Origin of the sequence: Exiguobacterium chiriqhucha RW-2, assembly GCF_000416965.1 — a bacterium.
GTDB classification, from domain to species: Bacteria; Bacillota; Bacilli; order Exiguobacteriales; family Exiguobacteriaceae; genus Exiguobacterium; species Exiguobacterium chiriqhucha.
Genome location: NZ_ATCL01000020.1, coordinates 713218 through 736334, shown reverse-complemented (window position 1 = coordinate 736334; position 23117 = coordinate 713218). Strand labels below are relative to the sequence as shown.

General features: G+C 53.9%; 21 protein-coding genes and 2 riboswitches. Of the genes, 13 read left to right on the top strand and 8 right to left on the bottom strand.

What is annotated here, in order from left to right:
* Positions 1-89: 89 nt before the first annotated feature.
* Both putP and M467_RS27870 read right to left on the bottom strand, forming a co-directional pair.
* On the bottom strand, positions 90-1571 hold the full coding sequence (gene putP / locus M467_RS27875; RefSeq protein ID WP_021067501.1) for a sodium/proline symporter PutP: 1482 nt from the start codon (positions 1569-1571) through the stop codon (positions 90-92).
* A 358-nt stretch (positions 1572-1929) separates the two neighbouring features.
* Positions 1930-2946: a D-alanyl-D-alanine carboxypeptidase family protein gene (locus M467_RS27870; protein WP_031200246.1), complete on the bottom strand. Its 1017-nt coding sequence runs from the start codon at positions 2944-2946 to the stop codon at positions 1930-1932.
* A 162-nt stretch (positions 2947-3108) separates the two neighbouring features.
* Here M467_RS27870 and M467_RS27865 point away from each other — a divergent pair, with 162 nt between their 5' ends.
* From M467_RS27865 to M467_RS27845, 5 genes are all read left to right on the top strand, one after another.
* A complete protein-coding gene (locus M467_RS27865) occupies positions 3109-4641 on the top strand; it encodes an FAD-dependent oxidoreductase (RefSeq protein ID WP_021067499.1) in 1533 nt (510 codons plus the stop codon).
* A 66-nt stretch (positions 4642-4707) separates the two neighbouring features.
* Entirely contained in the window at positions 4708-6174 is a 1467-nt protein-coding gene (locus M467_RS27860) for a carboxypeptidase M32 (RefSeq protein ID WP_021067498.1), read from the top strand.
* Between the two features lie 11 nt (positions 6175-6185).
* On the top strand, positions 6186-6899 hold the full coding sequence (locus M467_RS27855; RefSeq protein ID WP_021067497.1) for a glycerophosphodiester phosphodiesterase: 714 nt from the start codon (positions 6186-6188) through the stop codon (positions 6897-6899).
* A gap of 253 nt (positions 6900-7152) precedes the next feature.
* On the top strand, positions 7153-7950 hold the full coding sequence (locus tag M467_RS27850; RefSeq protein WP_021067496.1) for a DUF4397 domain-containing protein: 798 nt from the start codon (positions 7153-7155) through the stop codon (positions 7948-7950).
* Positions 7898-8536: a class F sortase gene (locus M467_RS27845; protein WP_235045189.1), complete on the top strand. Its 639-nt coding sequence runs from the start codon at positions 7898-7900 to the stop codon at positions 8534-8536. The genes M467_RS27850 and M467_RS27845 overlap by 53 nt, the downstream gene beginning before the upstream one ends.
* A gap of 101 nt (positions 8537-8637) precedes the next feature.
* Here the strand turns inward: M467_RS27845 and M467_RS27840 are convergent, their stop codons facing one another.
* Together M467_RS27840 and M467_RS27835 are read right to left on the bottom strand one after the other, a co-directional pair.
* On the bottom strand, positions 8638-9075 hold the full coding sequence (locus M467_RS27840) for a MarR family winged helix-turn-helix transcriptional regulator (RefSeq protein WP_021067494.1): 438 nt from the start codon (positions 9073-9075) through the stop codon (positions 8638-8640).
* Positions 9076-9166: 91 nt separating this feature from the next.
* Positions 9167-10225: a GTP pyrophosphokinase gene (locus tag M467_RS27835; RefSeq protein WP_021067493.1), complete on the bottom strand. Its 1059-nt coding sequence runs from the start codon at positions 10223-10225 to the stop codon at positions 9167-9169.
* Between the two features lie 112 nt (positions 10226-10337).
* On the opposite strand from M467_RS27835, the gene M467_RS27830 reads away from it, so the two are divergent.
* A complete protein-coding gene (locus tag M467_RS27830; protein WP_021067492.1) occupies positions 10338-10565 on the top strand; it encodes a hypothetical protein in 228 nt (75 codons plus the stop codon).
* Between the two features lie 103 nt (positions 10566-10668).
* Positions 10669-10992 carry a YflT domain-containing protein gene (locus M467_RS27825; protein WP_021067491.1) on the top strand — a complete coding sequence of 108 codons (324 nt, stop codon included), beginning with the start codon at positions 10669-10671 and terminating at the stop codon, positions 10990-10992.
* 40 nt (positions 10993-11032) lie between these two features.
* Here the strand turns inward: M467_RS27825 and M467_RS27820 are convergent, their stop codons facing one another.
* Positions 11033-12070, bottom strand: a complete 1038-nt coding sequence (locus M467_RS27820) for an SDR family oxidoreductase (RefSeq protein ID WP_021067490.1) — start codon at positions 12068-12070, stop codon at positions 11033-11035.
* Between the two features lie 192 nt (positions 12071-12262).
* Here M467_RS27820 and M467_RS27815 point away from each other — a divergent pair, with 192 nt between their 5' ends.
* Positions 12263-13558 (top strand): glutamine synthetase family protein, encoded by a 1296-nt coding sequence (locus M467_RS27815; protein ID WP_021067489.1) that lies wholly within the window; start codon positions 12263-12265, stop codon positions 13556-13558.
* Positions 13559-13607: 49 nt separating this feature from the next.
* On the opposite strand, the gene M467_RS27810 is transcribed toward M467_RS27815, so the two are convergent.
* The 3 genes from M467_RS27810 to M467_RS27800 form a co-directional block, all read right to left on the bottom strand.
* Positions 13608-15101, bottom strand: a complete 1494-nt coding sequence (locus tag M467_RS27810) for a peptide MFS transporter (RefSeq protein ID WP_021067488.1) — start codon at positions 15099-15101, stop codon at positions 13608-13610.
* 144 nt (positions 15102-15245) lie between these two features.
* Positions 15246-16490: an MDR family MFS transporter gene (locus M467_RS27805; RefSeq protein ID WP_021067487.1), complete on the bottom strand. Its 1245-nt coding sequence runs from the start codon at positions 16488-16490 to the stop codon at positions 15246-15248.
* Between the two features lie 265 nt (positions 16491-16755).
* Positions 16756-17856 carry an AI-2E family transporter gene (locus M467_RS27800; protein WP_021067485.1) on the bottom strand — a complete coding sequence of 367 codons (1101 nt, stop codon included), beginning with the start codon at positions 17854-17856 and terminating at the stop codon, positions 16756-16758.
* 173 nt (positions 17857-18029) lie between these two features.
* Positions 18030-18130, top strand: a riboswitch (SAM riboswitch).
* A 77-nt stretch (positions 18131-18207) separates the two neighbouring features.
* On the opposite strand from M467_RS27800, the gene M467_RS27795 reads away from it, so the two are divergent.
* The 5 genes from M467_RS27795 (at position 18208) to M467_RS27775 (ending at position 23113) form a co-directional block, all read left to right on the top strand.
* Complete coding sequence (locus M467_RS27795; RefSeq protein ID WP_021067484.1) at positions 18208-19383, top strand: aminotransferase class I/II-fold pyridoxal phosphate-dependent enzyme; 1176 nt, start codon at positions 18208-18210, stop codon at positions 19381-19383.
* The gene (locus tag M467_RS27790) at positions 19380-20396 is read left to right on the top strand and encodes an iron-containing alcohol dehydrogenase family protein (protein ID WP_021067483.1); all 1017 of its coding nucleotides are present in this window, start codon (positions 19380-19382) and stop codon (positions 20394-20396) included. The genes M467_RS27795 and M467_RS27790 overlap by 4 nt, the downstream gene beginning before the upstream one ends.
* A 40-nt stretch (positions 20397-20436) precedes the next feature.
* A riboswitch (SAM riboswitch) is annotated at positions 20437-20541 on the top strand.
* 72 nt (positions 20542-20613) lie between these two features.
* Entirely contained in the window at positions 20614-21435 is an 822-nt protein-coding gene (locus M467_RS27785; RefSeq protein ID WP_021067482.1) for a MetQ/NlpA family ABC transporter substrate-binding protein, read from the top strand.
* Between the two features lie 9 nt (positions 21436-21444).
* Positions 21445-22479, top strand: a complete 1035-nt coding sequence (locus tag M467_RS27780; protein ID WP_021067481.1) for a methionine ABC transporter ATP-binding protein — start codon at positions 21445-21447, stop codon at positions 22477-22479.
* On the top strand, positions 22451-23113 hold the full coding sequence (locus M467_RS27775) for a methionine ABC transporter permease (protein ID WP_021067480.1): 663 nt from the start codon (positions 22451-22453) through the stop codon (positions 23111-23113). The genes M467_RS27780 and M467_RS27775 overlap by 29 nt, the downstream gene beginning before the upstream one ends.
* The last annotated feature ends 4 nt before the right edge of the window (positions 23114-23117 follow it).

The following is a 23117-nucleotide window of genomic DNA, read 5'->3' as shown; positions in this document are numbered from 1 at the left end:
CATTTATAAAACAAGTCGCGTTAGAGTAAGGATACGTGACAGTGCGCAACAAAAAACGCGAGCCGAACGGCCCGCGTTTTTGATTGATGTTATTCTTTTTTCGCAACGGCGAGTTCAGCTTCCATTTCACTGAATTCACGGTTGATCCGTTTCTGCTCACGTTGGCTCGTGAACGTGCTGACGAGCACGATGGCAAGCATACTGAGGAAGAAGCCTGGTACCATCTCATAGATGACGGCCGAGAGTCCAGTCACGATCCAAAGGATGACCGTGATGGCGCCGACGAGGATACCGGCAAGTGCACCTTGGCGCGTCATCTTGTTCCAGTAAAGCGACAAGAGAATCGCTGGACCGAACGCTGAACCGAATCCGGCCCACGCATAACCGACGAGCGTCAAAATCGTGTTCGACGGGCTGAGCGACATGAGTGTCGCGACAAGTCCGACCGCCAAGACACCGATTCGACCGGCGAGGACCATTGTTTTCTCACTGGCATCTTTATTGAAGAACTTACGATAGAAGTCTTCTGTCAATGCCGACGATGTCACGAGAAGCTGTGACGAAACTGTCGACATGACCGCTGCCAAAATCGCAGCAAGCAAGAATCCAGTGATGAACGGGTGGAACAACACTTCTGAGAAGCGGATGAACACTGTCTCCGGGTCAGCGAGAGGATTCCCTTGACCACGGAAATAGGCGATTCCGACAAGTCCCGTCATGACAGCACCGATGATTGAGACTGTCATCCAGCCCATACCGATGCGGCGTGCCGTCTTCAATGATTTCACATCACGAATCGCCATAAAGCGGACGATGATGTGTGGCTGACCGAAGTACCCAAGTCCCCAAGCGAGGAGACCGATAATTCCGAGCGTCGACGTTCCTTCAAACAGGTCGAACAATTCGGTATTGATTGTCGTAGCCGTATCGACGGCGTTTGATACACCACCGACGTCCGTCAAGGCGACGACTGGGACGAGGACGAGAGCGAGGAACATGATGACACCTTGCGCAAAGTCCGTCCAACTGACGGCTGTGAAACCGCCGAACAGTGTATATAGTGCGACGACGCTAATCGTCACGATGACACCTGTCTGATAGTCGAGCCCGAATGAGCTTTCAAACAACTTCCCGCCAGAGACAAGTCCGGCTGACGTATAGAACGTGAAGAAGATGATGATGACGGATGCAGACAGGATCCGTAGCCAGTTCGAGTGATCTCGGAACCGATTCTCTAAAAAGTCAGGAATCGTGATCGAGTCATTTGCCATCTCTGTGAAGACACGTAGACGGGGAGCGACTAACAAGTAGTTCAAGTAAGCTCCGATGACCAATCCAACGGCTAACCAAATCGCTGATAATCCCGTGGCATACATTGCGCCCGGAAGTCCCATTAACATCCAACCACTCATATCCGAAGCTCCGGCTGACATGGCGGTAACACCTGGCCCCATCTTGCGGCCACCTAACATATAATCTGATGAATCGGTCGTCCGTTTATAAGCGACGTATCCGATGAGGAGCATCATCACGAGGTAAAGCGCGATGGATACCCATTCTTGCCATAACATTTGATTACCTCCTGTTTGCTTTCAATTGTGTCGATTCAATCAATCACGGTTCAATCATGTGTGTGTCTCACACAAATGAGTCAAACTTGAATGACTAGGCGAACTTGTGACTAACCATAACGGACCACGGAAATCATTGCAAACTGTCATCTTTTCATAAAAACGGCTCTAAAGCGCATAGTATCAACGGGTGAGTGCGTTATTTTTCATGATTAAAGTTTAAATATTCTGACAATTAGTTATGTTTGTGACACTTCTGTGTCATCTGTTTGTCATGTAACTCGTCATATTTTATGTCTTTAAACGCAAACGACGGTTTCTCCCTGTACAGGGAGAAACCGTCGTTTGTTTGCTTAAATCACTCGGTAGTGAGATTGAACGCGATTTTTTCGACAGAACGCATCGTCGGGAACGTCTGCCCGGATTTGGCTTGCATCGTTACCAAGGCATATTGTTTCCCGTCCCGCTCCATCAAGAACACCATCGTATAGCCTGATTCGTCGGTATAGCCGGTCTTGGTCGCTGTGACGAGTTTCGAGTAATGGATGCTCCGTTCATTGACGGCCGATCCGAGATGATACCACCAGCGTCGCTTTTGATTTCCGGCAGCATCTTTAAACTTTGCCTCATATTCATACGTCCCGGCAATCTCGACAAGTTCAGGATAAGTGCCGAACGCATACGTGATGCGAGCCATATCGAGCGCGGTCGTATAATGATTCGGGTCGGAATAGCCATGGGCATTCCGGAACTGGGTCCCGGTCAGTCCGAGCACTTGGGCGCGTGCGTTCATCAGTTCGACGAACTCATTGGTCGAGCCGCTCACGTATTCGGCTAGACTATTGGCCGCGTCATTTCCTGATTCGAGCAATGTCGCGTACAAGGCCTGGCGAACGGTCAAGCGGTCACCGACCGCGAGGTGGACGATATGGCTGTCCCATGGGATATCCAAAGTAGATTTTTTGACGATGACCACGTTTTGATCGAGTTCTTTCTCGGCGACGGCCTTCTCATAAGCGAGAAGTGCGGTCATCAGTTTGGTCGTACTGGCCGGGAAGACGCGGTCGGCCCCATTCTTGTCAATCAGCACCTGGCCATCTGTCAAATTGACGAAAGCCATCGATCCGACGAGAAGTTCGGCCGTGTCGGGCGACACGAGCGGTTGCGTCGTCCATGGTTTGATTGGAATCTCGGGGAACGACGGTCCTTGTTTGACCGGTACGGCGGCCGCGGCCGGCGCAACGGGTTTCGGTTCTGCTTCTTGTTTAAAGCCGATCAATGCAGGGATGATGGCAAGTAATCCAATCATGGCGAGGCCGACAAAGAGTCGCCTCCTGATGAACGTGTTTCTTCGATGTCTGCGGTTTCGTTTCACTAGATAATCGCTCCTTCATTGTTTACTTTTCTACCATAATGGATGAGGCCTCCTGAAATCGTCTTCAAAATCAAGAATCAGGTCAATAATTGAGGCGTATGAAATGAATCGGAAGGGGTATACACAGTAACAGACACTTATCTTATTAGAGGAGGTACGTTTATGCATCGTCATCCGTTCACCAATTCACTCTGGCGTCAGCACAATGCGGCAACACCTTATCCGCGACTTGAGAGCTCTGTCTCGTGTGACATCGTCGTCATCGGGGCAGGAATCGCCGGGCTCGTCTCGGCATATGAGTTGCAACAGCGCGGCAAGCAAGTCGTCTTGCTCGAAGCGGCTGAGATCGGCCGGGGGACGACCGGCCACACGACCGCGAAATGTTCTGTTCAGCATGGGACCGTCTATTCCAAATTGATTCGGACGTTCAATCAAGAGACGGCGCGCCTCTATTATGAGTTCAACGAACAGGGACTCGCCTATTTGCGGCAACAGGTCGAGGCCGGGTTCGACATCGATTTCGAGACGAAAGATTCATACTTATATTCAATCGATGGGTCGAGTCAACTCGTCGCCGAGCGCGAGGCGTATGCACAACTTGAGCTGCCCGGGGGAGACGCGACCGAGGAAGTGAAGGCGGTCCTCCCGTTCGAGGTCAAACAAGCGATCGTCATTCGCGACCAGGCCCAGATGCATCCGGTCAAATACTTACACGAGCTCGCCAACCGTTTCGTCGCGGCTGGCGGGAGACTCCACGAGAAGACACGGGCGACTGAAATCAGTTCGGGGCCGCGCCCGATCGTCACGACGTCGACAGGGCGACGGGTCCAGGCGAATCAGGTCGTGGTCGCCACCCATTACCCGTTCAACGACATCCGGGGGCTGTACTTCTCGAAGTTTGAGGTCGAGCGTTCCTATATCGTCGCTTGTGAGACGGAACAGAGCGTCCCGGACGGTATGTATTTGAGTGTCGATCAACCGAGCCGGTCGTTCCGTACGTTCAAGGAGGGCGACAAGACGTATATGCTCGTCGGAGGCGAAGGGCACTTGAGTGGACACGTCACCGAGACCCGCTCGCGATATGACCGCTTGGACCGTTTCGCCCATGATTCGTTCGGGGCCAAGAAAGCGAGTTTCCGCTGGTCATCCCAGGATCTGATCACGTTGGACCACCTCCCGTACATCGGGCAAATGTTCAGCCGTGAGCCGGACGTGTTCGTCGCCACCGGGTTCGCCAAGTGGGGGATGACGAACGGGATTGCCGGCGGACTGTTGCTGGCCGATCGACTGACCGGGCGCCCGAATCGGTTCAACGACTTATTGGACCCACAACGCTCGAAATTGAAACCGGCCGACGTCGGACAATTCTTAAAGACGAACCTCGACACGGCCGTTCAATTCGTCAAAGGGTCACTGGAAAGACCGGGTACACTCGACGACCTGCAACTTGATGAAGGCGGGATCGTCCAAGTCGACGGCAAGAAGGTCGGCGCGTACCGTGACCTCGACAACGAATGCCATCTCGTCTCGACACGATGCACCCATATGGGATGTACCGTCAATTGGAACGATGCGGAACGCTCATGGGATTGTCCATGCCACGGCTCACGGTTCGACACGAAAGGAAACGTGTTGGAAGGACCGGCGACACAACCGCTCGCCTATGAGCGGAAAACCGATGTGCCGAAACAATAGGCAACGCGGGTCGTCTATATTAAAGTAAAGAAGTAACGATATAACTGTCATAGGGGTGGAATCAGAATGGAACTAACAAAGCAGTGGCGTGACCATTTCAAACAATTGCGTGCCTTCGACGAGGCGATTTCTTTACTGTATTGGGACATGCGTACCCAGATGCCGGAACAGTCGGCACCGCTACGGGCCGAGACGATCGGTTATCTGTCGACCGAGGCGTTCAAACGCCAGACGAGCGAATCGTTCAAGGCGCTGTTGGCCGAGATGACCGAGACGGAGGACTTGACACCGATCGAGTTGCGTTCGGTCGCGGTCGCCAAAACCCAATATGAACGGAATGCCAAAATTCCGTCCTCAGAATATCAGGCGTATGTGACGCTCGTCTCTGAGGCTGAGACGGCGTGGGAGAAAGCAAAGGATCAGAATGACTGGCACATGTTCGCTCCATATCTCGAGAAGATCATCGGATTTCAGCGGAAGTTCGCCGACTATTTCGGCTACGAATCGCATCCGTATGACGCCCTCCTTTACGATTATGAGCCAGGGATGACCGTCGACCAGCTCGATGAATTGTTCCGGACGCTTCGCGACGAGCTCGTCCCGCTGATCCGTCAGCTGCCTGAACCGGTCCAAGGGCTCGACTGGTCGATGGACAAGGCCGTTCAGCAACGACTGTGTGAGGACTGGATGCGTGTCGTCGACTATGATTTGACGCGCGGCCGTCTCGATGCCACGGTGCATCCGTTCGAGATCACGATCAACCGTCGCGATGTGCGCATCACGACGAAATATGATGAGACCGATTTCCGTAACGCCTTGTTCGGTACGATGCACGAGGCCGGGCACGCGACGTACGAACAGCAAATCGACTCGGAACTCGACGAACTCGGTCTCGGGGGCGGTGCCTCGATGGGCATCCATGAGTCACAGTCCCTCTTCTTTGAAAACTTTGTCGGACGAAGCGAGGCGTTTTTGAAAAGCGTCTATCCGCGCCTTCAATCCGAGCATCCACAGTTGCAGAACATAGATTTTGATACGTTCTATGCCGGCGTGAACGAGGCGAAACCGTCTCTCATCCGGATTGAGGCGGACGAACTGACATACAGCCTGCATATCATCATCCGCTATGAGCTTGAAAAGCAACTCATCCAAGGGGATTTGTCGGTCGAGGATTTGCCAGCGGCATGGAACGCGCTCTATAAGGAATATCTAGGTGTCGATGTGCCGAGTGATGCGAAAGGCGTCCTACAAGACGTTCACTGGGCCGGCGGGTCGTTCGGCTACTTCCCGAGTTACGCCCTCGGTCTGATTTACGCCGCTCAATTGACGGAATCACTCAAGAATGAGCATCCTGACTTCGAGTCGCTCGTCAGCACGGGCACGTTCGGTCCAATCAAACAATGGCTTGAGGACAATGTCCACCGCCATGGTAAAGCGCTGACACCGAACGAACTCATCAAGCAAGTGACCGGAGAGGACATCTCGGTCCGCCCGCTCATCCGCTATTTGACGAACAAATACAAAACGAACTGAGGCGGAAACCAATGAAACTTTTCGCGCACCGAGGGGTGATGGCCCATCATCCGGAGAATACGATGACGGCGTTCCGGGCCGCACTCGAAGCACAAAGCGATGGGATTGAGGCGGACGTGCACATGACAAAGGACGGAAAGCTCGTCCTTATCCACGATGAGACGATCAATCGGACGACAGATGGGCGTGGACGTGTCGCCGATATGACTTTATCAGAGCTGCGAGGCTATAATGCCGGTGTCACGTTCGCTATCCAAGAACAGATTCCGACGTTAGACGAACTGATCGATCTGTGCCGAGGGACATCGATGGTCCTCAATCTCGAGGTCAAGACGGATATCGAGCGGTATCCTGGTATTGAACAACTCTTGATTGACACCATTCGAAACCAGCGTCTTCCAGTTGGACAAGTCATGTTCTCTTCTTTTAACCATTCGACGCTCCAGCGTTTGAACCAATTGGCGCCAGAAATTGAGTGTGCCGTATTGTTGGCACAACCGCTCTATGACCTCGTCGCATATTGCAAGAAAGTCGGCGCGACCGCCGTTCATCCGAATGTCCTGACGATGACCGATGAAGAGATTCTTCATCTTCAGGACGAAGGTCTCTCCGTACGTCCCTATACCGTGAAAACAGTCCACGACCTAGAGCGGTTCAGTCAACTCGGCGTCGATGCGGTGTTCGTAAATGACATCGACTGGGCAAAAGCACATTCAACCCCGTAACGTTACGCGTTACGGGGTTTTTAAACAATAGGGAAGGGGAAGTGTGGTTAATGTAAAGAAAGCGGTTTCTTTCAAATGTGCTGAGCGGCATATTGAGAGCACACCGTCACCTTTACGCCGTTGCTCCGTTGTCTTAAATTTAAGATGTCACCAGCTACATAGCAATCAGATGTAGCACACATTGCAGCACCGCATCAAACTTGTTGTATGCAGTCAATCGGTCAACCCAAGCAGAAAAAGGAGGAAATTTCACATGAAGAAATTGATGTCTTTACTTGGTACACTCGCCTTGGCGTTCGCACTCATCGTGCCGGTCAGTGCAGATGGACACGAGAACGCGATGGTACGTGTACTCCACGCTTCACCTGACGCACCTGCAGTAGATGTGTACGTCAACGGTGAAGTCGCGGTCGAAGGCGCAGAGTTCAAAGCGCTCACAGACTACTTGACTCTCCCGGCTGGAGATTACAACGTGGAAATCAAGCCAGCTGGTGATGCAGAGACGGTCGTCGTTGCGGCAGACCTCTCAATCGAAGCAGGCAAATTCTACACAGCGGCAGCAATCGGTCAACTTGAAAACATCGAGATCGCAGCAATGGAAGACGATGCCAACTTCGAAGATGGAAAATCGAAAGTCCGTGTCGCTCACTTCGCACCTGACGCACCGGCAGTCGATGTCGCTCCTAAAGGCGGCGACCCACTCTTCTCGAACCTCGAGTTCAAAGCAGTGAGTGACTACGGTACACTCGACGCTGGCACGTATGACCTTGAAGTTCGTCCGGCCGGCGCGACTGACGTCGTGAAGGCACTTGACGGTGTCGCTCTCGAAGGCGGTAAAAACTACACGGCATTCGCCATCGGACTCCTTGAAGGCGAACCAGCGTTTGAAGTCCTTCTCGCAGCAGACGGTGGGGAAATGGCTGGAGCACCTGACACAGGTCAAGGTGGTCTCGCTCAGACAGCATCGATGAACTGGTTGCTCGCAGCAGCGGTTCTTGGTGCAGCAGCAGCTGGCTTCTACGTCTTTCGTCGTCAGAAGCAAGACGCTTAAACTACTCTTCATCGGAACGTTATCGTTCCTTATGATTGCACCGGGCGCAGACGCACCGGATGCGGACGCGAAATTGACGACGGTCGGCTTCGCCGAACCGCTCGTCCTAGCAGCGACCGAAATTGATCGGCAGTCATTCCGTACCGACACATTTATCCCAAAACGACTGAAGATTCCGTCAATTGATGTCAACGCGGTCATCCAACCGGTCGGGAAAGACCGACTCGACCGGATGGATACCCCGACGGAGACAGATGAGGTCGGCTGGTATCGGTACGGGGCGAAAGCAGGGGCGACCGGAAACGTGGTCCTATCTGGTCATCTCGATGACCTCAGTGGTCCGGCCATCTTCGCGAACCTTGGCGACTTACGCCTCGGAGAATCGGTGACGCTCCAGCGTGGCAAAAAGGCAATCGCGTATGAAGTCGTTTCCGTCGAACGGTATCGGCTCGAAGACGTCCCGCTCGCCTCGATCTTTGCGGCGACCCAGGCGGAACGGCTCCAGCTGATCACTTGTGCGGGTCCTTATGACCCAGAGTACGGATACCGGGACCGAATCGTCGTCACGGCGATCGCCAAGTCTTAAATCAAGAATGAACCCGAGTGTGGTCCAACCACACTCGGTTTTTTTGTTGTAGCGTGGCGAAACAAAAAACGACCAGGCCGAGATAATCGGCCCAGTCGTTCTTATGCGTCCATTCGGTCAAGCAGTCTTGACAGAAGAATCAATTCGTCATCTGAGAAATCGGTGAACACGTCCATCAAATACTCGATTTTCATGTCTTCCAGTGTCTCGAACAAGGCACGGCCTTCTTCAGTCGCTTGCAATTCGACGACACGACGATCACGTTCGCTGCGTTCACGGGAGATCAACCCTTTTTTCGTGAGTTCATCCGCGAGAGCGGTAATCATCGAAGCCGAGAATTGGAACTCGTTCGATAGAGCCGAGGCGATTTGAGGACTGTTTTGACAAAGCGAGCGGAGAATGAAAAATTCGTTTCGCGTCAAGTATTGTGAGAACATCGACCGGAGGTTCTTTTTCACTCCGCGATAGTTCATGCGAATCCCTCGCTCAGCATCGGCGACGAGCTGACGGCGGGATGCTGTTTGTACAGGTGTTGTCATCCTCAAGAGTACCTCCTACATAAAATATCATTATTTGCATATATTTCAGAACATAAAAACATTCTACAACAAAAACATGAAGTCTGTAAAGTTATGATGGCTCTTCGCGGGTACGAAGTTCTTGGATGACCTCGTCGTAATGTTTCAAATCCGGATAGAAGCGTCGGAAGAAGAACTCGATTTGCTGGTCATCCCCTTCTGCGAGCAATTTCGCGAGGACGGCATAGACGACACCCATTCCTTGACGGGGCAGGAGAGACGATGGCAACAGCGTCGCACATTGAATAGCCCGATTGAAGTAGAGGTCGAGCGTGTCGCTCAAGTCCTGGAACGTGCGAATCTCCGCGTAATGGAACATACGCGTCAGTTCGATGATCGTCGACAAGTCGGTGTCGAGTAGCCAATCGCTTTGGAAGATGGCGTTGTCAAGCTTCTCGACGGTGACGTCATTGGCGATATAGTAATTCAAATTATCTCGCGTGATGCTCACCTTATCGGGCGATTCGACGATCCGTTCGACGGTCTCTTGTTCGAACGTCCGCAACTGTTTGCGGATATTGACGAACTCGGAGTCGGCAATCTCGAGGAGCCCCGCGACACGGCTGAAGCTGCGCTTGATTTCCGGTGGCACGGCGTTCGGGTTCTTATAACCGAGGTCATGCTCGATCTCGGCCCACGCGTGCTGCAAGATGGACCGGACTTGAATCTCGGCTTCTTTGTCTTCATAGCGACGGTACTCCCCGAGGGCGAGCCGCGTGTCGCTCAAGCCGACGACGTAATGGACCGACAAATAGCCGAATTCATTCGGGTCGAGCAACGTGGATTTATCGATCGACTGTTCGCGGTCGATCCGGAACTCATCCTCGAGGATTTGGGCCACGGCACGGACATCGTCGTGGAAATAGGTCACGATCCGAATCCCCGCCAAATCCTGGACGTCGCGCAACGACCGGTATTGATACGGTTTGCGGGACAATTTGGCATACAGGCTCTCGGCTTCCTTCGCCCGGGCGACGATCGAGTGGAACTGGATGCCGGCGTCGTTCAACAGCTCGCTGAGGAGTAACTTCAGCTTGGCTGCGAACGCCTCGTAATCTTCTTTCTCATTCATATAGTCGAGCATGATCGTGTTCATATCCTGTCTCGGCATCAACATCACTCCTTGTCTCATTATATGTAGTATAGCATCAAAGAAATCGGTGTCGCATCTGTTGTCCGTCCCTATGATACAATACGGTTTGGAACGGGAAGGAGTGTCACGCGTGAGAGTGAGCCATACGTTGAAATCGACCGAGCGCGAGAAGCTCGAGATCGTTGCCGGGTTGTTGCAACAAGCAGGCTATCGGTCTGGAAAGATCGACTGGCAGACCGGCATCAATATCGTTCGGGTCAGTCGCGAAGATGTGTCGTCTGAATCGGACGAACGGACCCGCATCCAAGGCATCGTCGACCATTTCGGGATCGAGGACTGGAGCGCCACGTTTTCTTGAACCCCTCTTTTTCAAATCGCTGGACGAAATGGGTTTTGTGACTCATTTTTCGGGAATAGTATATTATTCGATTATAGATCAGCGGACGTTTAGGAGGATGAATATGTTAGAAACAAGAATCGTGCGGGATATGACCTCGGTCGACCATGAAGTGAACGGGATGGTGTCAGGGGGATGTGTCAACGAGCACATTTACTTATTTGCGAGAGATGAAGAATTGACGGTGCGGCTCGCTGCAGAAGCGGGTGTGCAACCATACCGCATCACTGAAAAAGGGCTGTGGGAGTCGCTCATGTCGAAGTTTACAAAAAATTCGGATGACCGGATCGAGCAGCTCGAGAGCCTCGGTCTGACGAAAGAGATGGTCGAATCGCTCGAAGGAGAGATTCAGGCCGGGAAAATCGTCCTCGTCTGCGACAAGTCATAAAAAGAGCCGGAACTGACCTCGTCAGTTTCGGCTCTTTTCGTCATTTCGTCTCGTAATAGGCGTTCACGATCCGGCGTAGCGACCGCTCGTTCAAATCGAGCGGTTTGAACCCAGCGTCCTGCAACAGACGTTTCGTATTGGCGTCGTCGAACGCGATATCGCGATTCAAGTAAGGATTGAACACCTTCACCATCTCGTTGAACGTCTGCTCGGCTTGGCTGAGCGAAGACGTTGCCGTCTCCGTGATCTTCAAGTGCGGGAACGCAAGTGCTTGCTTCATATAGTCGAGCATGGTCACGTTGCGCGGCGGGGCATCGTTCGTCACGTTATAGATGGTGTCCGGTTTGGCGTGTTCGATGGCAGCGAGGAGCACATCGGCCACGTAATCGACCGGGACGAGGTTCGATGTGCCGGTCTCAGAGCCGAGTAGACGGATCGGTCCATCCGGTGCCCCACGGTGCTCGAGACGGCGCTTGAACACCTCGAGGGCGCGCATATAGCCATACATCGTGAACTTCGAGTCGGCCTCACCGGTCTTCGAGTCACCGACGATGATGGCGGGACGGAAAATCGAGACGTCGAGGTGGTCCCGTTCCGCCCAGACGGCCTGTTCGGCGTGCGCCTTGCTCTCCTCGTACGGATTATGGAACGTCTGGTCGGTCGCATACAACGTCTCATCGCCGACCTCGCGTGCTCCGAGCGTGTACGCCGTGCTGACGTGGAAGAAGCGAGGGCAATGCAGCGCCTTTGCGAGCGCGAGCGCTTGTCTCGTCCCGGTCAAATTCGTCTCGAACAGTTCCTCACGGAGCTCCTCATCGAATTTGACGAGGGCCGCCATGTGGAGCACCAAGTCGAAGGAACGGTCATGGTCGGTGATGAACCGCTCGTCTGCTCCGAGGAACGGGGCCGTCAAATCCCCGGCCAGGACAGTGATGGAGCGACGTTCGTCCCGTGAGAACATCGCCTCCACTTTCTCAGGTGTACGGGCGAGGACGCACAGCGTATGCCCACGATGAATCAGCTCGCGGGCGAGCCGTCCTCCCAAAAATCCGGTCGCACCGGTCATAAAAATATTCACAGCGTTCTTCCTCTCTTTTCAGTCTCTCCCCATCATAACAAGTGGCAACGGAATGAGCCACTTTCAACCTAAAGAATAAAATTAGGGGTTTAACAATTTTTAAAGTCGGTTATGACTTAAGGAGAAGCGTACGCAAGGTACGTCATGACAGTGTTGATCTGTCAAATAACTTAAGTGAGGTTTTTTAGAATCATGGCTAATCTATTCGGAACAGACAAGGATGGCAACAGGAAGAAGCAAGAAGAGATTGAAAAAACGGTTCAGGAGAAAGGGATCACACAAATCCACATGTACTTCTCCGACGTGCTTGGAGACTTGAAGCTACTGACTCTCTCTGCAAAATTGTTGCCGGAAGTCTTTGAAGGGAAGACGATGTTTGACGGTTCATCCATCGCCGGTTTTTCTTCCATCAAAAACTCAGACCTATTCTTGAGACCGGATTTAGATCGTCCACGCTACGAGCAGGATGGGGACGAGAGCATTCTCGCCTTTTTCTGTGACGTCTGCACACCGGACGGCGAACGTTACGAGTTCGACCCGCGCAACGTCTTGAAGGATGCCCTCGAGCGGGCTGCACGTGACGGCTACTCGATTTTCGTCGGCGCTGAGCCGGAATTCTTCATCTTCGACGAGAATGGTGAATTTTACGATGAGGCGGGTTACTTCTCGACACGTTCGGAAGACAAAGGGTATGAGGTCCGCCAACATATCGCCAACCGCTTGAGCGAAGTCGGTTTCAACATCGAGGCGGTCCACCACGAAGTCGCACCGGCCCAGCACGAAATCGGGATTAAATACGATGACGCGCTCCACACGGCCGACAACATCCAGTTCTTTAAAGAAATCGTTCAATTGGCAGCCCAAGAGAAAGGTGCAAAAGTGTCATTCTTGCCGAAACCGCTCCGTGACGTGAATGGTTCGGGGATGCACCTCAACATCTCGGTATGGAAGAACGATAAGGACGGCAACCCGACGGTGAACGCATTCGAAGAGCCGGAGTCAGACTACGGTCTATCGCTCACGGCCCGTCACTTCATCGAAGGGATTCTGAAGCATGCCCGCGCAACGGCTATCTTCACGAACCCGCTCCCAGAGTCGTATGAACGTCTCGTGCCAGGTTTCGAGGCACCGGTCAACATCTGTTGGAGCCCATCGAACCGCAGTTCGATGATTCGGATTCCGGCGTCACGTGGAAGCGCGACGCGCGTCGAAGTCCGTAACCCAGACCCGAGTGCGAACCCGTACTTCGCGCTTGCGGCATTGATTTATGCCGGACTCGAGGGCATCGAGCAACAGCTCGAGCCGTCGGCACCGAACGAGGACGACTTGTTCGAGTACTCGGCGAAGCAGATTGAAAGCCAAGGCATCTCGTCACTCCCGGCGACGTTCCATGAGTCGATTCAATCGCTCAAGTCGGACCGGTTCCATGATTACTTCAACCATGACTTGATCGACCGCTACTTGTCGCTCATCCAAGTCCGTAAATAAGCAACGTATACAAAAGCCCATTCCTCGGCCGAGGAATGGGCTTTTACGCTTAATGAATCCCGCGCATATACTTTTTGATGACCGGGGCGAGAGCGAACAAAATCATACTGAGTACAATCGCTGCTCCACCGATAATCCCGAAGTAGAGCATCTCGTTCTCTGGTGAATAGAAACGAACGAGCTGGGCGTTAATCCCTTGTGCCGCCGCGTTCGACAAGAACCAGAGTGACATCGTCTGGGCCGAGAAGGCAGCCGGGGCGAGTTTCGTCGTCGCCGACAGACCGACCGGCGACAGGCTGAGCTCACCGAGCACGACGATGAAGTAACTGAGGACGAGCCAGAGCGGATTGACGAGCGTGTCCGGACCACCGAAGTAGGCCGGGAGCAAGATCACCAAGAAACTTAACCCTGCGAACAAAATCCCGAAGGCGAACTTCGTCGGGATGCTCGGCTCACGGTCACCGAGTCGGACCCAAAGCCATGCGAACACCGGAGCGAGCATGATGATGAACAACGGGTTGAGCGACTGGAACCAGGCCGGTGACAGCGTGAACCCTAAAAATTCAAGGTCGGTCCGCTTATCCGCATAACTGGCCAAAATCGTTGCGCCTTGCTCTTGAATCGCCCAGAACATGACCGAGGCGATGAACAGCGGGATATAGGCGATAATCCGTGACCGCTCGACTTCCGTCGTTTTCGGGCTACGATACATGACGATGAAATAAATCGTCGGAATCGCGATCCCGAACACACCGACGAGACCGATGAACGTGTTAATCGTGAACAACCCTTGTGGAATCAACACGGCCAACAGACCACCGATGAGGACGACTGCGATCGTCGTATACTTGATTGCGTTTTTCTTTTCAGACGGTGTCAACGGGTTCGGTACGTATGAACCGGCGAGACCAAGGTTCTTTTTCTTCGTGACCATGAAGACGACGAGACCGATGAACATCCCGACCGCGGCGAGCGCGAAGCCCCAATGGAAGCCATAACTCTTTTGAACCCCTCCGACGATCAAAGGCGAGATGAAGGCACCGAGGTTGATCCCCATATAGAAGATACTGAACCCGGCGTCACGACGACGGTCCGTCTCATTGTATAAATCACCGACGATACTCGAGACGTTCGGTTTCAAGAGACCGGTCCCGATGACGATCAACGCCATTGAGATGAACAAGAACGTCAGGCTACCCGGAATCGACAGTACGATATGACCGAGCATGATGAACACACCGCCGAAGAAGACGGCCCGGGACGTCCCGAACACACGGTCAGCGAGCCATCCCCCGATGACCCCCGACATGTAGACGAGTGCGCCATACACCGACATGATGGACAAGGCGACGTTCTGGTCGAGACCGAGACCGCCATCTGATACCTCGTAATACATGTAGAAGACGAGGATCGCACGCATCCCGTAATACGAGAACCGTTCCCAAAACTCAGTGAAGAATAGCGTGAACAACCCTTTCGGCTGTCCGAAAAAACCTTTTTGTGGCACGCTGTCCACAATTTTCTGTTTATCGATCCTTTCCATGAAAGATCCCTCCTTAACCGTATTATCATAAAAAGAATCATTATGTTTGTAAAGAATAATAGAAGCAAATATTCAAAATTTAACGAATTTGCAACGAATTAAAAAATCACACTAAACGACTAGGTTCAGTGTGATTTATATAGGTCAAGCCGTCTTTTGTTTCGCCTCGGCCGCACTGACGCGACGTCCGAGCTGCCAGTAGATGAGGCCTGACACACAACTGGCCGCCCCGACGAGAATCAAGGCGATATGTCCGGCCCGCTGATCGAAGAATAGGCTCGCCATGATTGGAGCCGTCACCCCGCCGATCAACCATTGGATACTGGCGGCCCCGTTATAGGCCCCACGCATATTCTCCGGAGCGATCAAGGCGATGAACGTCTGTTGGACCGGGGACATGATCATCTCACCGAGCGTATAGAACGCGTATACCGCGAGCAAGACGCTGACGAGGACGAGGTACGGTGTCCCGAGGGAGTAGAGGAGACGCGGCATGACCGCGATCAGGATCATGCCGACCCCGAAGATGGTCGCCCCGGCGAGCATGACGTTGCCGAACGGCTTGCGCCCGAGTTTCGAGGCAATCGGGAACTGGAACAACACGACCATGATGCCGTTCAAGGCGAGCATATAGGCGAACGGGTTCTCACGGTCGGTGAACGACGGCATCGACTCGCGCAAGAACAGCGGCAACATGCTCTCGATGAGCGAGAAGCCCATCGAGATGAACACACCGGCGAAGATGAAGACGAGGAACACCTTATCGTTATAGAACACCCGTAGGACGTCCCGGTTAGACGGTGTATCGGCCTCGGTCGTCTCCGGGAGCGACTCCCGGATGAAGCGGCCGAGGACGAGCGCATAAAGGATAAAGACGAATGACGCCGAGAAGAAGATATACTGCCGGTCGATGAACAGGACGGCGCTGCCGAGGAGCGGGCCGAGCGCCGCCCCGATGTTATGGCCCATCCGCAACAGGCCGAACGCCTCGTTCATCTGTTCGGGCTCGGTCACGTCCGCCACCATCGCGCTCGCGGCCGGATGGAACAACGAGTTCGTCAAACCGAGCATGGCGTTCAAAAGGAGGAGCGGCCAAAACGTCTCGGCGAACGCGAAACCTACGAGCGCGAGCGCGTCGCCGAGGATGGCGATCATCATGATCGGTTTGCGGCCATACAAATCTGCGAGCCGTCCGCCGACGACCGAACCGATGAGGGCCATGATCGGACCGGTCGCCATGATGACACCGACCTGGATATAACTGTCGAGCTTGTCGCTGTAATAGAGGACAAGGAACGGCGCGATCATGAACATCATGACGCCGGTGATCGTCTCCCCGAGGAAGCGGATCCAAATATTGCGGTCGAGTCGTTTGAGTGATTGAATCATTAGGTTCACCTGCTTTAATTATTGGAATGTAAAAAGGGACGCAGCATGCACAAAGGCATACGCGTCCCTACGATCTTAGACATGCCTCGGAAGGCAGGCGAACGTCACGGATTCAAATCACGGAGAGGCGCCTGCCGGTCAATATGGACTTGGACGTGCGAGCGTTGAATGACTGACATCGGTACCTCTCCTTTCTGCATTGGACTGTCTTCTCTTCAAGATTATGATATTTCTGTGAAATGTGTCAACCTAAATCGTCAATGTGTCATAACAATTCATTCAAATTTTTGCGACTGAGCCGGTAGTCGATCAAGCGTGAGAACACGACTTGAATCATCGCCGTGACCGGCACGCTGATGAACATCCCGACGAGGCCGAACAGGCTGCCGCCGATGATGATCGACGTGATGACCCAGAACGGCGTGATGCCGACGCTGTCGCCGAGAATCTTCGGCCCGAGCCAGAGTCCGTCGAATTGTTGCAACAAGAAGATGAACAAGAGGACGATGAGCGCCGTGAACGGGTCATAGAAGTAGGTGATGATGAACGCCGGGATCATCCCGAGCAGCGGCCCGACGTACGGGATGAAGTTCAAGACACCGACGATGACGCCGAGGAGAAGCGCGTATGGCGCCCCGATAATCAACAGACCGGCGACGGCCAGCACCCCGATGATGAGGCAGTCGAGCGACTTCCCGATGATATAGCGTTTAAAGATGTAATCCATCTCTTGGAAGATGTCGATCGTCGTCTTGGCTGACGCGACCGGGAACATCGCATACAACAGCCGCTTGAACATGCGGGCAAAAATCTCTTTGTCTTTTAAAAGATAAATCGAGATGACGATCCCAATCAAGAAGTTGATGAGCGTCATCGTGAAGCTCGACACGTAGCTGACCGACGACAAGACGGCCGTCTCGACCCAGCCCGAGTAGCGCTCCTCGAACCGGCTGAAATCGATGGCCTGGGCGACTGTCGCGTTATACTCTTTCAAATACGTGTTCAACTGTGACAGATACCCGTCGATTTGACGGATATAGGACGGGAGTTCCTCGATGAGCGAGGCGAGGCTCGAATAAATGCGTGGGAACAGCGTTACCGCAGAGATGACGAGAATCCCGATAAAGATGATATAGACGATCAGCAAGCCTTGATATCGTTTTAGTTGAAACCGTTCTTCTATATAGGACAGGACGGTATTCAGGAGCAGCGCGATGGCGATTCCCATAATAATCGGCGTCAGCAACTGGAACGTATAATGCATCATCTGCGAAATCGTATCCGGTTCGCTGATGACTTTCCAGAGCACGAGCAGGATCAGGCCGATCACGCTCAACTTCCAAATCAATTGACGGTTTAATTCCAAAGGTCCATCCCCTCATGTTTTAAATTTTGTAGAATAACGTTCACTTTCACTATGAACGTTTTTTTATCGGGATTCAAGAGGACATGCTCATTTTCAAAAAAGGATTGACAAGATTGGTAACGTTTGGTTAACTAAGTGACATATTACAAAAAGACAAATCGCATATAAAACACTTTCTATCAAGAGAAGCGGAGGGACTGGCCCGATGAAGCTTCAGCAACAGATTGATTCAATACTGTGCTAATTCCAGCAAGGTGACCTTGAGAGATGGAAAGGTGGTTGTTTGAATACGTCCGTATCTCGACACCCCTTTCCGCGGAAAGGGGTGTTTTTTGCATAGGAGGACTATTCATGACTGACAGACGCTCACATCTACTTAAAACGTTACCACCTCAACATTTCGTCGGACTCGCGAACGAGGTGGCCGAACTCGAACAAGCCGGCCGCGACATCATCCGACTCGGACAAGGGACGCCTGACCTGCCGACGCCTGAGCCGATCTGTGACGCGCTTCAGACGGCGCTCCTCGACGCCTCGACCCATCAATACGGTCCGTTCCGCGGTCAGGCCCGCCTGAAGCAAGCAGTGGCGACGTTCTATTTGAATGAGTATGGAGTCGAACTCGATCCCGAGACAGAAGTAGCGATTCTCATCGGCTCAAAATCTGGTCTCATCACGTTGCCGCAATGCGTACTCGAACCTGGCGACGGGATTTTGCTACCGAATCCCGGCTATCCTGATTACATCTCGGGGGCACGCCTCGCCGGTGCCGTCGTCCGTGACCTCGTCCTCCGGGAAGAGAACGGCTTCTTGCCGGACTATGAGACGCTCGATACGCAAGATGCAAGACTCATGTATTTGAACTACCCGAGCAATCCGACCGGAGCCGTCGCCTCACCCGCTTTCTTTGACGATACCGTCCGTTTCGCCCGGGAGCGGGACTTGATGGTCGTCCACGATTTCGCATACGGCAGCATCGGATTCGATGGCCATGTCCCGCCTAGCTTTCTGCAGGCGGAAGGGGCGAAAGAAGTCGGGATCGAGGTATATACGATGTCGAAAGCGTTCAACATGTCCGGTTGGCGCGTCGCCTTTGCTGTCGGGAACGCGGACATCATCGAGGCGATCAACACGTATCAGGACCACGTCCACGTCAGCGTGTTCTCGGCCATCCAGGCGGCGGCTGTCGCTGCGCTCGAGGCGCCCCGTACCATTCGCGATGACTTGGCACGACTGTACGAGGCACGGCGTGATCGCCTGATCGACGGGTTGAACCGAGCCGGCTGGGCCGTCGAACCGCCGGAAGGCTCGTTCTTCGTCTGGGCGAAAGTGCCTGAGGGTGATGCCAAGTCGTTCTCGCGGAAACTGCTGCATGAAGCCGGTGTCGCCGTCACCCCGGGCTATTTCTTCGGTTCGGAAGGGAACGGATACGTCCGCTTCGGCCTCGTCTCACCGGAACCGAAGATTGACGAGGCCGTCGAACGAATCGAGCGGTTGTTTGCCGCCTATGAGGAGGTGCGGGCATGATTCGTCAGGCCGTCCTTGAATATGACCACGCCGATGACGCGCTCGACCGTCTTGATGACTTAGTCGACGGCCGCCGTGCCCACGTCCTGCACGGTCAGATCGGGTATGACGTCGTCCGAGCCATCTTTCCGGCCATCGCGGACTATCCGGCAACAAGGTTCAGCGGGGAGTGCACGGACTCGGAAGTCGAACGGCTCAAACCGTTTGACGCCGACGTGTTAATCGCCGTCGGAGGCGGCAAGCTCGTCGATACGGCCAAACTCGTCGCCTATCAACGGAACGTCCCGCTCATCGTCGTCCCAACGCTCGCCTCGAACTGTGCGGCGTTCACACCGCTCAGCGTCGTCTATCAGGAGGACGGGAGCTACGACCGCTACGACATGTTCCGCGTCGTCATCGAACGGGTCATCGTTGACTCACGGGTCATCTCGCGCTCACCATATGAATACTTTCGGGCAGGTGTCATCGACACGGTCGCGAAGTTTTACGAAGCCCGTTATTTGAGTGGTGACAGCTCAGCTGACGCCGGCGTCAACACCGGACTCGTCTTGGCCGAGCAGTGCGGGCGTCTCGTCGAACTTGAATTGAGCGAGCACGCTTTTGAGTCGTATAGTGACGACGTCCGCTTCGCGGTCGATCACGTGCTCGCCATCGGCGGCGCCGTCGGTGGATTTGGTGACGCCGGGACACGCGTCGCCGTGGGCCATGCGGTCCATAATGCGCTCAGCCGCTTCGAGTCGACCCACTCTTTCTTGCATGGAGACAAGGTCGGCTTCGGACTGATCGTCCAGGAGCGGTTGCGGCGCTCGGCCGATGCCCCTTATTTGGAGGCTTGGTTGAAACGGTTCGGTGCCCCGACGACGCTCGAGGCGCTCGGGGTCGGATTTGAGCATATCCCGGTCCTCGTCGACTCCGTCATGACGGAGACCGAGCTGCAACAGTTGCCGGCACCGCTCGATAAAGATTTTCTGAAAATAATTTTTGAAAATTTACAATTATCTATTTACAATTAAAAGAATTAAAAGTAAGATGATAACAACTTAATAGACCGATTGCTTATCAAGAGTGGTGGAGGGACTGGCCCTGTGAAACCCGGCAACCAGATCGTTATGATCATGGTGCTAATTCCAACAGACGAAATCGTCTGGGAGATGAGCGTGTCCGACTTTGACTTGTCGTGCCCGCCACTCTGAATGAGTAGCGGGCTTTCATTTTGGAGGAGGAAAACAAATGAACATTAAACAGAAAACAGTACTTGCAGGAACATCACTACTCGCCGCCATCGCGCTCTCAGCATGCGGACAATCGGACGCGAGCGAGGCGCTCAGCACGGAGTCGCTCACGATTGGCGTCACGGGCGGGCCGCACCAACAGATCGCCGAGAAAGTGAAAGAACTCGCGGCCGAAGACGGCCTCGAACTCGATATCAAAGTGTTCAACGACTATAATACGCCGAACACGGCGCTCGCCGAGGGTAGCCTCGACGTGAACAGTTATCAGACGCTCTCATTCCTAGAACTGCAAAAGTCCGATAAAGGCTATAAAATCGACGACGTGTTCAAGACCGTCGCTTTCCCGATGGGTCTCTACTCAGAGAAATTGACCGACATCGAGGACTTGAAAGAAGGTGACAAGGTCGCCGTCCCGAACGACCCGGCGAACGAGCTACGCGCGCTCCGTCTCTATGAGACAGCGGGACTCATCACGCTCAAAGAAGGATTGACGGACAAGGCGACAAAACGTGACATCGCCGAGAACCCGCTCAACCTTGAATTCATCGAACTCGAGGCGTCGCAGCTCCCGACCCAGCTCCCGGAAGTCGCACTCGCTGCCATCAACACGAACTTCGCGATGGGTGCCGGCCTGTCGATCAACGAGGACGCCTTGTTCCATGAAGACACGGTCGACAACCCGTATCCGAACTACGTCGTCGTCCGTACCGACAACAAGGATGACGAAGTCGTCGCGACGCTCAAATCGTATTATCACTCGGACGAGGTCCGGACGTTCATCGAAGAGACGTTCGACGGCTCAATCGTCCCGGCGTTTTAAGGAGGGCCTATGATCGCACTTAAAGGAATCACGAAGACGTTCACGGTAAATAAAGGTGCTGTCACCGCACTCGACGACGTCTCGCTCACCATCGAGAAAGGCGAGATCTTCGGCATCATCGGCCGAAGCGGGGCAGGAAAGAGCACGCTCATCCGCATGATCAACCTGCTCGAACGCCCGACGTCGGGCCAGGTCGAAATCGAAGGACAGGACGTCACGAAGCTCGACAAACGAGGGCTCTCGAAGCTACGTCATCGCATCGGGATGATCTTCCAACATTACAACCTGCTCAAGACGGCGACCGTCGAAGAGAACGTCGCCATCCCGCTCCGTCTCGAAGGACTCGATAAGCGGATAATCCGCGAACGCGTCGACAAGTACCTCGACATCGTCGGATTGACGGATCATCGGAAACATTATCCGGAGCAACTCTCGGGCGGACAGAAGCAACGTGTCGCCATCGCCCGCGCCCTCGCACATGAGCCGGACATCCTGCTCAGCGACGAGGCGACGAGCGCGCTCGACCCGGAGACGACCGAGTCGATTCTCGACCTGCTTCTCGACATCAATCGCGAGCTCGGGCTGACGATTTTCTTGATCACCCACGAGATGGAAGTTATCGAGCGCATCTGCGACCGGGTCGCGGTCATCGAGGCCGGCCGGATCATCGAAGAAGGAGACGTGCTCGACGTGTTCTCGGACCCGCAGCATGCGACGACGCGCAAGTTCTTGAAGACGAACCTCGATGTCCCGAAAGAGGTCGTCGAAGAATTGAGCACGCACGGGACGCTCGTCAACTTGTCGTTCATCGGCCATCAAAGTGAACAGGCCGTGCTCGCCCAGTTGACGAAACGGTACGGCTTGCTGCCGAATATCATCGGGGGCGGCATCAAAAAGCTTAAAGGCGGTCTCGTCGGTAATCTACTCGTCCATTTGGACGGCGATGAGGGCCAGACCGACCAAGCCGTCCGCTTCTTAGAAGCGAGTGGTGTGAAAGTGAAGGAGGTGACGAACCATGCTTCAGTTTTGGGAAAATTGGGGTGACTTGATTTGGACGGGGACGATTCAGACGCTCACGATGACGGGCATCGCGCTCGTCATCTCGACGTTGATTGGGTTGCCGCTCGGGACGCTACTCGTCTTGACGCGACCGCACGGGCGGCTCGCCAACCGTTATTTCTACGGCATCTTGTCGAGTGTCATCAACGTCGTCCGTTCGATCCCATTCATCATTCTCTTATTCTTCATCCTCCCGTTCACCCGTTTCATCATGGGAACGACGATCGGCGTCCAAGGCGTGCTGTTGCCGCTCATCGTGTTCACGGCGCCGTATATCGCGCGGCTCATGGAGTCGGCGCTGCTCGAGGTCGACCGCGGGGTCGTCGAGGCGTATGAAGCGATGGGCATCTCGACCCGGAAAATCATCTGGTATGTGTTGATCCGGGAGGCCCGCTCTTCAATCGTGCTCGGTTTGACGATTGCGACGATCGGTCTGATCGGGGCGACCGCGATGGCAGGACTCGTCGGAGCCGGTGGACTCGGCGATATCGCCTATCAATACGGGCATCTCCGATTCGAGCCGGAGGTCATGTACGTGACCATCTTCGTCTTGATTCTACTCGTCCAATCGATTCAATCGTTCGGAAACCGCTTGGCGGCCCGACTCAAGAAGGCATAAGAAA